13 protein-coding genes and 1 tRNA gene are annotated in these 12,360 nt (G+C 67.2%); 8 read left to right on the forward strand and 6 right to left on the reverse strand.

Annotated elements, in window-relative coordinates; translation table 11 throughout:
- Positions 1-138 precede the first annotated feature (138 nt).
- The 4 genes from D477_RS21765 to D477_RS07385 all read right to left on the reverse strand — a co-directional run bounded on the left by D477_RS21765 (position 139) and on the right by D477_RS07385 (position 4,860).
- Positions 139-1,296 carry an FAD-dependent monooxygenase gene (locus D477_RS21765; RefSeq protein ID WP_005268384.1) on the reverse strand — a complete coding sequence of 386 codons (1,158 nt, stop codon included), beginning with the start codon at positions 1,294-1,296 and terminating at the stop codon, positions 139-141.
- A 166-nt stretch (positions 1,297-1,462) separates the two neighbouring features.
- Positions 1,463-1,536 (reverse strand) — tRNA-Pro (locus D477_RS07375).
- A gap of 130 nt (positions 1,537-1,666) precedes the next feature.
- Positions 1,667-2,611, reverse strand: a complete 945-nt coding sequence (locus tag D477_RS07380) for a metallophosphoesterase (RefSeq protein ID WP_005268385.1) — start codon at positions 2,609-2,611, stop codon at positions 1,667-1,669.
- A gap of 2 nt (positions 2,612-2,613) precedes the next feature.
- A complete protein-coding gene (locus D477_RS07385) occupies positions 2,614-4,860 on the reverse strand; it encodes a transglycosylase domain-containing protein (RefSeq protein WP_150110039.1) in 2,247 nt (748 codons plus the stop codon).
- Positions 4,861-4,896: 36 nt separating this feature from the next.
- Here D477_RS07385 and D477_RS22030 point away from each other — a divergent pair, with 36 nt between their 5' ends.
- The 3 genes from D477_RS22030 to D477_RS07395 are packed head-to-tail and all read left to right on the forward strand — an operon-like array spanning position 4,897 to position 6,464.
- A complete protein-coding gene (locus D477_RS22030; RefSeq protein WP_005268387.1) occupies positions 4,897-5,052 on the forward strand; it encodes a DUF4177 domain-containing protein in 156 nt (51 codons plus the stop codon).
- 1 nt (position 5,053) lies between these two features.
- Positions 5,054-5,548 carry a RidA family protein gene (locus tag D477_RS07390; protein WP_005268388.1) on the forward strand — a complete coding sequence of 165 codons (495 nt, stop codon included), beginning with the start codon at positions 5,054-5,056 and terminating at the stop codon, positions 5,546-5,548.
- On the forward strand, positions 5,532-6,464 hold the full coding sequence (locus D477_RS07395; RefSeq protein ID WP_005268389.1) for a hypothetical protein: 933 nt from the start codon (positions 5,532-5,534) through the stop codon (positions 6,462-6,464). Before D477_RS07390 ends, D477_RS07395 begins: the two co-directional genes overlap by 17 nt.
- On the opposite strand, the gene D477_RS22625 is transcribed toward D477_RS07395, so the two are convergent.
- Positions 6,444-6,593 (reverse strand): hypothetical protein, encoded by a 150-nt coding sequence (locus D477_RS22625; RefSeq protein WP_190273537.1) that lies wholly within the window; start codon positions 6,591-6,593, stop codon positions 6,444-6,446. The two genes, D477_RS07395 and D477_RS22625, sit on opposite strands and share 21 nt — an antisense overlap.
- A 92-nt stretch (positions 6,594-6,685) precedes the next feature.
- Between D477_RS22625 and D477_RS07400 the strand changes: the two genes are divergently transcribed.
- Genes D477_RS07400 through D477_RS07410 form a run of 3 tightly spaced genes read left to right on the forward strand, consistent with a single transcriptional unit; the run spans position 6,686 to position 10,048 of the window.
- Positions 6,686-7,309, forward strand: coding sequence for a TetR/AcrR family transcriptional regulator (locus tag D477_RS07400; protein ID WP_005268390.1), 624 nt, complete (start codon positions 6,686-6,688; stop codon positions 7,307-7,309).
- On the forward strand, positions 7,306-8,886 hold the full coding sequence (locus D477_RS07405; protein ID WP_005268391.1) for an MDR family MFS transporter: 1,581 nt from the start codon (positions 7,306-7,308) through the stop codon (positions 8,884-8,886). The genes D477_RS07400 and D477_RS07405 overlap by 4 nt, the downstream gene beginning before the upstream one ends.
- 10 nt (positions 8,887-8,896) lie before the next feature.
- Entirely contained in the window at positions 8,897-10,048 is a 1,152-nt protein-coding gene (locus D477_RS07410; RefSeq protein WP_043846087.1) for an LOG family protein, read from the forward strand.
- Positions 10,049-10,117: 69 nt separating this feature from the next.
- Here the strand turns inward: D477_RS07410 and D477_RS07415 are convergent, their stop codons facing one another.
- Positions 10,118-11,257, reverse strand: a complete 1,140-nt coding sequence (locus D477_RS07415; RefSeq protein WP_043846071.1) for a VIT1/CCC1 transporter family protein — start codon at positions 11,255-11,257, stop codon at positions 10,118-10,120.
- Between the two features lie 252 nt (positions 11,258-11,509).
- On the opposite strand from D477_RS07415, the gene D477_RS07420 reads away from it, so the two are divergent.
- Positions 11,510-11,923, forward strand: coding sequence for a YidH family protein (locus tag D477_RS07420; protein WP_005268394.1), 414 nt, complete (start codon positions 11,510-11,512; stop codon positions 11,921-11,923).
- Positions 11,923-12,276: a DUF202 domain-containing protein gene (locus tag D477_RS07425; protein WP_005268395.1), complete on the forward strand. Its 354-nt coding sequence runs from the start codon at positions 11,923-11,925 to the stop codon at positions 12,274-12,276. Before D477_RS07420 ends, D477_RS07425 begins: the two co-directional genes overlap by 1 nt.
- The last annotated feature ends 84 nt before the right edge of the window (positions 12,277-12,360 follow it).

Genomic DNA, 12,360 nt, shown 5'->3' on the forward strand with positions numbered 1-12,360 from the left:
GCCCGGCCGGTTGCTGCAAGGGCCGCGACACCGGCCACCCCCGCCAGCACCAGCTGGCCGTATTCCATCAGGTCCATCCCGACCTCCGCGGCTGCAGTGGCTCCTGTTAAGCCATTGCAGCCCTGCCGGAGGCGCTTGTCAATGTCCTTCGTAGCCGACGACGGTGTCCAGTTGCTTCAGCCGGAAACTCTTGGGCAGCAGGCGCATGGCGGTGTCCCTGGCCTTGCGCAGCTTGGCCGAATCCAGCTGCGCCAGGCGGGCGATCGAATGGGACTGCGAGACGATCCGGTTGGCCCGCTGCGTGCGCGCGTGCTCATAGGCCAGCAGGCCCTCGGCCACGCTGGAGTGGTGGCCGAGGGCGTCCGCCAGCGCGACGGCGTCCTCAAGGGCCTGGCAGCCGCCTTGGCCGAGGAACGGGAGCATGGGGTGCGCGGCGTCGCCCACCAGGGTGGCCGAGCGTCCGGACCATACCGGTTCCGGCTTGCGGTCGAAGAGTTCGTGGGCCAGGATCGCGTCCTCCGGGGTCTGTTGCAGGATGTTCGCGATACCCGGATGCCATGGGGCGAAGGTGTTGATCGCGGCTTGCTTCCAGCCTTGCTCCCGGTAGCTGGCCAGCTCCTCATTGGGCAGCGTGCCGTACCAGTAGACCCGGTCGCCGGAGAGCGGCGTGGCGCCGAAGACCCCGCCGTCGCCCCACATCTCGCCCCAGGGGACACTGCCGTGGTCCAGGCCGGCGGCAGGGCAGATGCCGCGCAGCGCGGTCGTGCCGGAGGACCGGGGCGCTCCTCCGCCGACCAGCCCGGTGCGGACGACCGAGTACAGCCCGTCGGCGCCGACCACCAGGTCGGCGTTCTTCCGGCCGCCGGTATTGAGCTGGACCGAACTGCGCGGGAAGCCGAGTTCGAAGCCGGTGACCTCGAGGCCGAGATGGACGGTATTGACCTTCAGCGGCCGGGCCAGGATCGAGGTCAGGTCGGAGCGGTGGATCATCTGGATGGGCAACCCGTACCGGCGGCGGACTTCCAGCTGTTCCAGCAGCATGATGGGCTCGCCGGCCATGTCCAGGACATCCCCGCGGACAGGCACGGCGGCAGTGAGCACGTTGTCCAGCACGCCAAGGCGCTCCAGGGCTGCCAGCGCATTCGGCCAGAGCGAAAGGCCGGTACCCGGGGACTCCAACGTCCCGGAACGCTCCAGGACCTCCACCTTCCAGCCGGCCTTCTGCAGGGCAAGCGCCGTGGCCAGCCCGCCAATTCCCGCTCCGACAATCAGCGCCTTGCGCTCTCCTTCTGCCATGGAACCAATACTTTGCGGAATCGGCGCAAAGATCAAGCCGGACCGGGTCGATGGCCGCCGGGCGCTGTCGCGGGGCCGGTCGCCCGCGCGGTGCGGAAGGGTATGCAAAAGGGCCCCCGGGTCCGGCTTGATCCAGCCGGCCCGGAGGCCCTTTCGGAGAGTTCCGTCGGGGTGACAGGATTTGAACCTGCGACCTCGTCGTCCCGAACGACGCGCGCTACCAAGCTGCGCCACACCCCGGAACTGATGCCCCGCCGTCGTTGTTCACATCGGCAAAAGCAACTGTTCAAGAATAGCGGAGTTGGCCGAAAAGCTGAAATCGGCGGAACGGTGAAGCGCAACACACTTCGCCGTGCCCGGTCCGGCGCGCTCAGGCCGCCTGCGGAGCCAGGTGCAGCAGGACCGCCTCCGGGCGGCACGCAATGCGCACGGGCGCCATCCGGGAGGTGCCCAGTCCGGCCGAGACGTTCAGCGGGACCCGGTGGCCGTCATGCTCCCAGTAGGTCAGCCCGCGGGCCCGCCAGGTCGGCAGGTCGCAGTTGCTGACGAGTGCGCCATAGCCCGGGATGCAGACCTGGCCACCGTGCGTGTGGCCAGCGAGAATCAGGTCCGGACGGTCTTCAGTGAAGTAGTCCAGCACACGCTGGTACGGCGCATGTGCGACGGCGATGCGCAGGTGGTCTGCCTCCTGCCCCGTAGAGGAGCCGTGCGGAAAGCCCGTGTACCGGTCCCGGCCCAGGTGCGGGTCATCCACCCCGGTAAAGTCCAGGCGCAGTCCGTGCAGGACCATCGACTGATGCCGGTTGCTCAGGTCGATCCAGCCGGATTGGCCAAAGACGGCGTGCATCCGGCGCCATGGCAGCTCGCGGTCCGCGTAGTCGGAGGGCTGCTTGGACGGCCCGGCGAAATAGCCGAATGGGTTCTTGAGGACCGGCGCGTAGTAGTCGTTGGAGCCCGGGACGAAGACGCCCGGAAACTCGCGGAGCGGGCCGAGGGCCTCGAGCAGCGGCCCGACCGCCTGGCGGTGGCTGAGGTTGTCGCCGGTGTTGACCACCAGGTCCGGTTCCAGCTGCGCCAGCGCCTGGAGCCAGGCCTGTTTTCGCTTCTGTCCGGGCGTCATGTGGATGTCGGACAGGTGCAGCAGTTTCATTGGGCGTTGACCGGCGGGCAGGATGCTCAGGGTTTCTTCCCGGACACCGAACAGATGGCGTTCGATCAGGCTGCCGTAAGCCAATACGGCGCTGCCGGCCGCAGCGGCTCCCAGAGCCACGCGGCCGGCAGTTCCCAGCGTCCGGCGCAGTCGTTCAGCGGCCACGGTCAGTCGTCATCGTTTCCACGGCCGTTGCCGTTGCCGTTCCCATTGCCGCGGTCGTTGTTGCCGTTGCCGCCGCCGTCGTTATTGGAATTGCCGCCCGAGCCGCCGTTGTTGCCGCCGCCGGAGCCGCCGCCGCTGTTGCCGCCGCCGCCGGAGGAACCGACCAGGTGGCTCGGCGGGTTGCTGAAGCTCCCGGTGTCGTAGAGCGGGGCGACGTTGGACATGTAATCCGTCCACTGCGCACCTGCGATCGTGGCGCCGTCGACGTAGTCACGGGATACGCCGTTGATCGGCACGTTGTTCAGCGATTCGTAGGAGGTCCAGTTGCCGACCCAGGAGGCCGTGGAGATGCCCTTGGTGTAGCCGACGGTCCAGGTCTGCTCCGAAACGTCCGTGGTACCGGTCTTGGCTGCGGCCGGGACGCCGATCGGGTTCATGTAGCCAGGGCTGTCGTTGACCAGGTTCTCCAGCGGGATGGTCACCGCGGCCGCTACCTCTTCCGATATGGCGCGCTCACAGGATTCCTTCGGAACGTCGTATTTCTTGCCCTGCGCATCGGTGACCTCGGTCAGGGCGATGGGCGCGCAGTACACGCCTCCGCTGGCCATGGTCGCGAATGCGGCAGCCATGGTCATGGGTGCCACTTCCTGGCCGCCGATGACGAAGGACGGGCTGTTTACTTCGAAGGGCTGGCCGTCCACCGCGCGGTGCACGCCCATCCGGGTTGCTGCATCGCGGATGTCGCACAGGTCCAGCATGGCGGCCTGGGCTACTGTCGCAGAGTTCACGGACTTGGTCAGGCCGTAGCTGACGGACATCGGGCGGGTATAACCCGGCAGCGCGTTCTTGAAGTCCCACTTATCGAACCAGGCCCCGGCCGGCAGGCAGCTGGCGTTCCAGTTGTAGCCGGCGGGGTAGGACGTGCGGGTGGCATCCACCGTCTCGTTCAACGTGCGGCCGGCTTCCAGCCAGGCAATCGTCGTGAAGGGCTTCATGGTCGAACCCGGCTGGAAGCCGTAGGCGGTGCCGCCCATGTCCGCATCCACGTTGAAGTTCAGTTCGGTGTTCTTGGCGCCTTCCTCCGGGCTGTAATTGGTGTTCTGCGCCATGGCAAGGATCTTGCCGGTGCCCGGTTCCACCGAGACCATGGACGATCCGGCTCCGGACTCGTCGCCGACCGGCACCTCTTCCTCGATCTGCTTCTGCGCTTCGTTCTGCAGGCGGGAGTCGAGGGTGGTCTTGATCGTGAGGCCGCCGCGGGCCAGCAGCTTGGAGCGCTCCGTGGCGTCGGCGCCAAAGGCGTCGGACTGCATGATGACGTGCTGGACATAGCTGCAGAAGTAGTCGGCGAAGTTGGCCGCCACGCAGCCTGAACGCACCGGCTGCAGGTTCACGCCGAGATCCGAGGCGACGGCCTTGTCGTACTCTTCCTGCGTGATTTTCTGGTTGTTCAGCATCGCCAGCAGGACGCTGTCCCGCCGATCCTTGGTGGCTTCCGGATTGGAGACCGGGTTGAAGTAGTTGGGCGACTGGACCATTCCCGCCAGCATGGCGGACTGCGCGATATTCAGCTTGGCAGCGGGGATCCCAAAGAAGGTGCGGGCGGCCGCTTCAATGCCGTAGGTCTGCCCGCTGAAGAGCACGATGTTCAAGTAGCCCTGGAGGATCTCCTCCTTCGAGTACTCCTTTTCAATGGCGATTGCGAGCTTCGCTTCGCGCAGCTTGTCGCCAATGGACTTCGTGCCGCTGATGGTCAGCTCATCGGCGCTCTTGCCGGCGGCTGCTCCGGCATCGATGAGCACGTTGTTCACGTACTGCATGGTCAACGTCGACGCGCCCTGGAGGCTGCCGCCGGCCATGTTGCTGACTGCGGCTCGCATGATGCCCTGGGGATCGACGCCGCCATGCTCGTAGAAGCGTGCGTCCTCCATGGAGATGATCGCGTCCTGCATGTGCTGCGACACCTTGTCCAAGGGCACCGGGACACGGTTCTCGGCGTAGAACGTGGCAATCAGCTTGTTGTCCGCCGAGTAGATCTTGGACGGCTGGGACAGCGGGTTGGTCTGCAACTCATCAGGCAGCTGGTCGAAATAGTCGATCGATGAAGTTGCTCCGACGCCGGCAACTGCTGCCGCAGGCACGAGGAGCCCGGCTGCGAGTACGCCACAGAGCGCACTGATACCAAGGAACGCCACGATTTTGCCCAGCGTTGTAGCAGTGTCAAAAAGGGGGGATTTACGAGCCGCCATGCGCTCCAGTTTACAAGCAGGCGTTACCGTTGACTTATGACGAAATGGGAATACGCCACAGTACCGCTCATTATCCACGCTACCAAGCAGATTCTCGACCAGTGGGGCGACGACGGCTGGGAGCTGGTCCAGGTGGTTCCGGGGCCCGATTCGACCAACCTTGTTGCCTACTTGAAGAGGGAGAAGCAGTAGCATGGCACAGCCCCAGGAATCCCGCGTATCGGCCGTTGAGGAGCGCCTCTCTGAGCTCGGACTGACGCTCCCGGAGGTTGTTGCTCCGGTGGCGGCCTACGTGCCCGCGGTTGTCTCGGGAGACTATGTCTACACATCGGGCCAATTGCCGATGGTCGACGGCGAGCTTCCGCGCAAAGGCAAGGTGGGGAACACCACAGCTGCAGTCTCCGCAGAAGATGCCAAGGAGCTGGCAGCGACCTGTGCCCTGAACGCCTTGGCTGCGGTCAAAGGCGTGATTGGCGACCTGGACCGGATCACCCGGATCGTCAAGGTTGTCGGCTTCGTGGCCTCCGAAACCGACTTCACCGGCCAGCCCGGCGTGGTCAACGGGGCCTCGGAACTCCTGGGGAAGGTCTTCGGCGAGGCAGGCGCCCACGCGAGGTCCGCCGTCGGAGTTGCTGTCCTGCCCCTCGACTCTCCGGTTGAGGTGGAACTGATTGCAGAGTTCAGCTAGCCCGCTTCGCCAGACGACGCGGCTGTTCCAGCTGCCGCGGGAGCAGCATGCTGCGGCCCGCAGCTGGCTGGAACACGGCGGCCGGACACCGCTGAAGGCGCGGCTGGCTACCAGCGTGGTGCTGGTTCGCGACGGGCTCGGAGGCACCGAAACCTACCTGGGCTACCGCTCCGGCAAGTCGCCGCTGGGAACGATTGCGTTCCCCGGCGGCAGCCTCGACGAGGCCGATTACGAGACTGTGCCGTGGTTCGGGCCGACGGCGGGCAAGTGGGCCGGCATTCTGGGAGTGGAGGACCACCAGCAGGCCCGTGCCTTCGTGGCCGCCGCCGTCCGCGAGCTCTTCGAGGAGACCGGCATCCTGCTGGCGGGCCAGGACGAGGCATCGCTCGTCGAAGGCGGCAACAGTGAAGAGTGGATGCGGGCGCGGCAGCTGGTGGCCGAACAGGAAAGCAGCTTCCCCGAGCTGCTGGAGCGATGGGGGCTGGGGCTGCGCACCGATCTGCTGCGCCCGCTGTCCCGGTGGATCAGCCCCGACTTCGCGCACCGCAGGTTCGATACGCGCTACTTCGCCGCCACGCAGCCGGTCAACCAGCAGCCTGTCCTGCTGGAGGGCAAAGGCGTGTGGGGCTCCTGGGTCAGCGCGGCAAGGGTCATCGCGGAACGGGATACCAGTAGCTTGGGCGACAGCGCGGACCAGGAGGACACGCGGGGCCGGAACCTGAGCGAAGTCACGTCGCCGGCGGTGGAAACCGTGCTCGAGAAAATTGCTACGGCGCGCGGCTGCGTCGCTTACCTGTCGCACAAGCGGCAAATGCGGACGTACCAGCCTCAGCTCGTGGTCGAGGACGGTACGCCAATGCTGCTCGTGCCCACCGCTGCCGGCACGGAGGGCGGTTCAGTCCAGCGCGGCCGGTAGCAGCTGCATTCTTCCCAGCAGGGTGAAAGAAACGGCGGCGGCCACCCCATAGAGGTGGCCGCCGCCGTCGTCGTTAAAGGTGGGGCCGCCGCCGTCGTCATGCCCCATGGCCCAGCTGCGCGTGCCCACTGGCCCACAATCCGCTCCGCTTTTAGTGTGACATCTTGCACTTCTGAAAGTTTGCACTTGTGTAAACTTGCCGCAACTGCCAAGATGGTTCGGTGAGTCAACTAATTTCCCTGCGGGACCGCAAGCGCGCCGAAACCTGGTCCGCACTGCACGGGGCCGCCTCGGACCTCGCCCTGAATCACGGGCTGGAGAGCGTCACGATTGAAGCCGTGGCCGCCGCAGCCGGGGTGTCCACCCGCACCTTCTTCAACTACTTCCCCTCCAAGGAAGACGCCGTGCTCGGCCTGCAGGAGCCCTCGGTCGAGGAGTCGATGCTGGCGGACTTCGACGTGGAGGCCGACTTGCTGGAGCAGGTCAGCTACCTGATGCTCGGCGTGATGCAATCCATCCAGGGCGGTGAATCCGGCGAAATCCGGCACGCCATCCTGCACAAGTATCCGCATCTCATGCACCGGCGCTTCCAATATGTCCGGAAGGTGGAAGAGCTGGTCGCCGGCATCGTGACCGAGCGGCTGGCTGCTTCGCACCGCTGGGCCTCCCATCCGGAGCCTGGCTACAGCGTCGAGGACGTGGCCAGGACCATCGTGATGGTCGCCGGTGCGGGCTTGCGCAACGTCATGCAGAAAACCATTTCCAGTCCCACCCGCGAATCGCAGTTCGAAGCCCTCGACCAGGGACTCGACCTGATGCGCATTGTCCTGAAGGAACTTCTATGACAATTTCCAAAACGGCCGCCGGGACCAAGCACGGCAACCTCGTTCTGGTCTTCGTGGCCCTGGTGCTGGCGATGCTGCTCGCGTCGCTGAACCAGACCATCCTGGGCACCGCGCTGCCGACGATTGTCGGCGAGCTCAACGGCGCCACCCTGATGCTGTGGGTGATCACGGCCTTCATCCTGGCCTCGACGATCATGATGCCCATCTACGGGAAGCTCGGCGACCTGATGGGCCGCAAGTGGCTGCTGGTCGGGGCCATCGGCATCTTCCTGGTCGGCTCCGTCATCGGCGCGCTGGCACCGGACATGACCTGGCTGATCGCGGCGCGCGTGGTCCAGGGCCTGGGCGGCGGCGGGCTGATGATCCTGTCCCAAGCCATCATTGCCGACGTCGTTCCCGCCCGTGAGCGCGGAAAGTACATGGGCGTGATGGGCGCCGTCTTCGCCTTCTCCTCGGTGGTGGGGCCGCTGATCGGCGGCTGGCTGACGGAGGGGCCGGGCTGGCGCTGGGCGTTCTGGTTCAATGTGCCTCTCGGCGTGCTGGCGCTGCTCGGGGCGATCTTCTTCCTCAAAGCGCCGGCGCAGCGAGGGCGTCCGACCCTCGATGTCTGGGGGATGCTCTTGGTAGCGCTGGCGACCACCGGGCTGGTGCTGATCAGCAGCTGGGGCGGCAGCACGCTCGCCTGGAGCGACCCGGTCATGATCGCGCTGATCGCCGGTACGGTGCTTGCTGCCATCGGCTTCGTGCTGGTTGAAGGGCGGACGGCCGAGCCGATCATCCCCATGGAGCTGTTCAAGGACCGCAACTTCAATATGGCCACCATCTCCGGCCTGCTGGTCTCCGTGGCCATGTTCGGCGCCATCGGCTACATGCCGACCTACCTGCAGATGGCGACCGGTGCTTCGGCCACCGAAGCCGGCCTGCTGATGATCCCGATGATGGGCGCGCTGCTCGCTGCTTCCGTCTCGTCCGGCTGGCTGGTGTCCAAGACCGGCCGCTACAAGTGGATGCCGATCGCCGGCACAGTCATCGTGGCCGGATCCCTGGTACTGATGGGGCTGGTCCACGCGGACACGGAGGTCTGGCACATCTGCCTCAACCTCGGCGTCCTCGGGCTGGGGCTGGGCCTGAACATGCAGATCCTGGTGCTGATCGTGCAGAACTCCTTCCCGCTCCGCCAAGTGGGGACGGCGACGGCGGCGAACAACTTCTTCCGCCAGATCGGCGCGACCCTCGGCTCCGCCGTGGTCGGAAGCCTGTTCGCCCACCGGCTGGTGGACCTGCTGGCCGAGCGCCTGCCCGCAGCGGCAGCCGCCTCAGCCGGCAGCGCCAACTCGCTGACGCCGGAGCTGGTCCACGGGCTGCCCGCAGCAATCCAGGCGCCGATCGTGGAGTCCTACAATGAGGCGCTGATGCCGCTGTTCGTCTACATGGTGCCGCTGGTGCTGTTGGCCACGGTGCTGACCTGCTTCGTCAAGGAGAAGCCGCTGGCCACCTCGCTGGAGCCGGACGTGATGCCTGAGGCGCTGTCGGAGGGCAACGTCCTGATCAACACCGAGGATGCCGGCCGCCGCTAAGCTGGCTTCCATGGGTGCATCACCGGGATTGCACAAGGAGCCGCGGGTTCTCGAGATCGAGACCGTGGAGCAGTTCGACCGGGCTGCCGGAGGCGGCGGCCCGGCCCTGCGGCCGCAGGCACGGTCGATGAACGGCTGGCACTTCCAGTCCGTGGACCTCACGGGCCGGACCGAGGCGCTGCGGAACCTGGATCCGGCAGGGGCGCTCTTCCTGGGCTGCAGCTTCGAAGCCGGGATGGAGCACTGGCTGCGCGAACGCGGCGCGCTGATCTTTCCGCGGCTGCCGGAGATGCCCTTCGACGCGTACCGCTCGCGGCTCTATGCTCCCGCCGAACTCTATGACGGACTGGACACCGCCGAGTATGAGGCCACGCCGGACGCCCGCATCTACGCCTGGTCCACCCAGCCTGCGGCACGCGCCCAACTGGACGGCACCCTCGCCGCCGGGCTGCACGACCACGCCATCGCCGACGCCCTGGACGCGCTGTTCGAAGGGCCGTTCCAGGGCCGGAAGACCGTCGGCGTGATGGGCGGCCACGCCGCCGCCCGCAGCAGCGCGACCTACCGGGAAGCTGCGCGGCTCGGCCGCGTCCTCGCCCGCGCCGGCCATGCCGTGGCCACCGGCGGGGGACCGGGGGCGATGGAAGCGGCGAACCTCGGCGCGTACCTGTCGGAGGCGGGGGAGCAGGAGTTCGACGGCGCCCTGGCGCGCCTGGCGGGGGTGGAATCCTTCCGGCCCTCCGTCACCGACTGGGCCCGCGCCGCTGCCGCCGTCCTCGCGGAACACCCCTCCGGCGTCGTCAATGTTGGCATCCCCACCTGGCACTATGGCCACGAACCGCCGAACCTGTTTGCCACCCACATCGCCAAGTACTTCGCCAACGCCGTCCGCGAAGCCGTGCTGCTCCAGCGCTGCAGCGGCGGCATCATCTTCCTGCCCGGCGCGGGCGGCACGGTGCAGGAAATCTTCCAGGACGCGTGCGAAAACTACTACGCCACGCCGCAGACGCTGGCGCCCATGGTTCTCGTGGGCAGGCAGTACTGGACCGAGGAGCTGCCGGCCTGGCCGCTGCTGCAGGCGCTCGCGCGCGGCCGGCCGATGGAGGCGGCCATCCACCTGGTGGATTCGGTGGAGGAAGCCGTCCGCGCAGTCGCGGGGTAATGCCATAACGACGGCGGAGCCTGCCTCAGGCGGCAGGCTTCCGGTGGGTTCCGGTAAGCCGAGGCGCGGTTACCCGACGGTGGTGCCGAACAGCAGGCCCAGCAGGTAGGTGGCCAGCGCCGCGCCGAAGCCGATGGCCAGCTGGCGCAGTCCGCGTTTGCCCGGCGAGGAGCCGGAGAGCAGCCCGACGACGCCGCCGGTGAACAGCAGGGCCAGGCCCACCAGGACCAGTGACACGGCGATGGCCGCCACGCCTTCCAACCCGAAGATGTAGGGCAGGATCGGGATCAGCGCGCCGGAGGCGAAGAACAGGAAGCTGGATACGGCCGCATTCCAGCCGGTGCCGATTTCCTGGTACTCGTTCTCGTAGACGTCCGGGGTCTGCAGCGACAGGCTTGGATCGCAGTCGCAGTCCAGGTAGCCCATCCGTTCCGCGGCGCGGTGCTCGGCCGCTTCCTGGGTCATGCCGCGCGCCCGGTAGACCAGCACGAGTTCGTTGGCGTTCAGGTCAAGGTCCGGCGCGGCGGTGAGTGTGATCTGGGTGGGCTTGGTGGCGCCCAGAAGTTCCCGCTGGGAGCGCACGGAGACGTATTCGCCGGCGCCCATCGACAGTGCGCCGGCGAGCAGGCCGGCGATGCCGCTGAAGAGGACGAACGAGCTGGGCACGCCGGTGGCGCCGACGCCCATGATCAGCGCGAGGTTGGAGACCAGGCCGTCGTTGGCGCCGAACACGGCGGCGCGGAAGTTGCCGGAGATCCGGGCCCGGCCGCGGGTGGCCAGGCCGCGGATGACTTCCTCGTGGATCAGCTCGTCGGCAGCCATCGCCTCGGTGGCGGCGGGCTCGGAGCTGTAGGGGGAGCGGCCCTCGGCACGCTGGGCCAGCGCCATGACGAAGACGGAGCCGAAGCTCCGGGCCATGAAGCGCAGCAGGATCCGGCGGAACGAGGGGCGGGTGGGCTTGTCGGCGTGGTCGCCCAGCAGGTCCCGCCAGTGCTGTTCGTGCCGGCCCTCGGCGTCGGCCAGTTCGAGTAGGATTTCGCGCTCTTCGCCATCGCGCCGGCGGGCAAGGTCGCGGTAGATCGCGGCTTCGGCTCGTTCATCCGCCAGGTAGCGGCGCCAGAGTCTGATGTCGGAGTTCGACGGCGGTGCCTGGCTGGGGCGGACGGGGCCTTCGGACGTGGGGCTCAAGTTAGCGGCGCTCCTGGTCATGGCCGGAGGCCAGGCCTCCGGCCAGCTGGACAACAACTGGCCGAAGGTCTCGCTCGCCCGGGACCTGCCAGGCAGGCCGGGTGGACTGCCGGGCCGCACTAACGGCCAGTATGTCGACAGTCCTCCGCGCGCATCCGTTTGCGGATGGCGGTGGAGCTACTCCCCTTCGCAGCCTCCATCATACCCTCCGGCCCCTGCCGGGCAGGGCGTCATATGCCAAGGCTCACGTCCATGCCGGACTAGGATGAACCCGTGCCAACCTCAGTTCCCTCCGATCCCCAGTCAAGCCCGGAGCCGGGCCGCAGCAAATTCAGCAGCAAGCTGCTGCGCGGCGGCACGGAGCCGGACCCCCGCTTCACGCTGGCCAACGAACGGACGTTCCTGGCCTGGATCCGTACGTCGCTGGCGCTGTTGGCCGGCGGGATCGCGGTCGAGGCCTTCACCAGCGACCTCTTCATTCCGGAAGTCCGCAAAACCATCGCCATCCTGCTGCTGGTGCTGGCCATGGTGATCGGCGCCGGCGCCTTCTTCCGCTGGCTGAACGTGGAACGGGCGATGCGCCACAAAGCACCGCTGCCGCTGCCGCTGATCGCCCCGATCCTGGCCGTCGGAGGCGCCGTGGTGGCAGCCATATTCGTGGTGTTCGTTGTGCTTCGGCCGGCCTGATGATGGCTTTGCGCCGCCGCGGCATCCCGGAACACCAGGACGCCGGCCTGCAGCCCGAGCGCACCTCGCTCGCGTGGGGCCGCACGACCCTGGCCATGGTGGTCGCCGCCGCCATCTTCCTGCGCTGGATGCCGCAGCACGGTCTGTTCACCGGTGTTCTGGTGGTGGTCACGCTGCTCGCGGCCCTGGCCATCAACCTGACGCAGAAGATCCGGTACCACCGCGCGGTCCGAGGGATTGCGGACGAAACGGTACACGCCGACGTCGTGGCCGTCCTCTTCACGTCCCTGAGCGTGGTGGTGCTCGGCGCCCTCGGGATCTACACGGTGCTCTTCCTCCCGGTTCCCGGGTAGGCCCGAAAACAGTGCGCAGATCACCACAGTGTCGAGTGGCAACACGGTGGTGATCTGCACACGAGAGGGCGCTCGGTGGTGGGA

The sequence above is a fragment of the Arthrobacter crystallopoietes BAB-32 genome, assembly GCF_000328305.2.
In the GTDB taxonomy this organism is placed as follows: Bacteria; Actinomycetota; Actinomycetes; order Actinomycetales; family Micrococcaceae; genus Crystallibacter; species Crystallibacter crystallopoietes_A.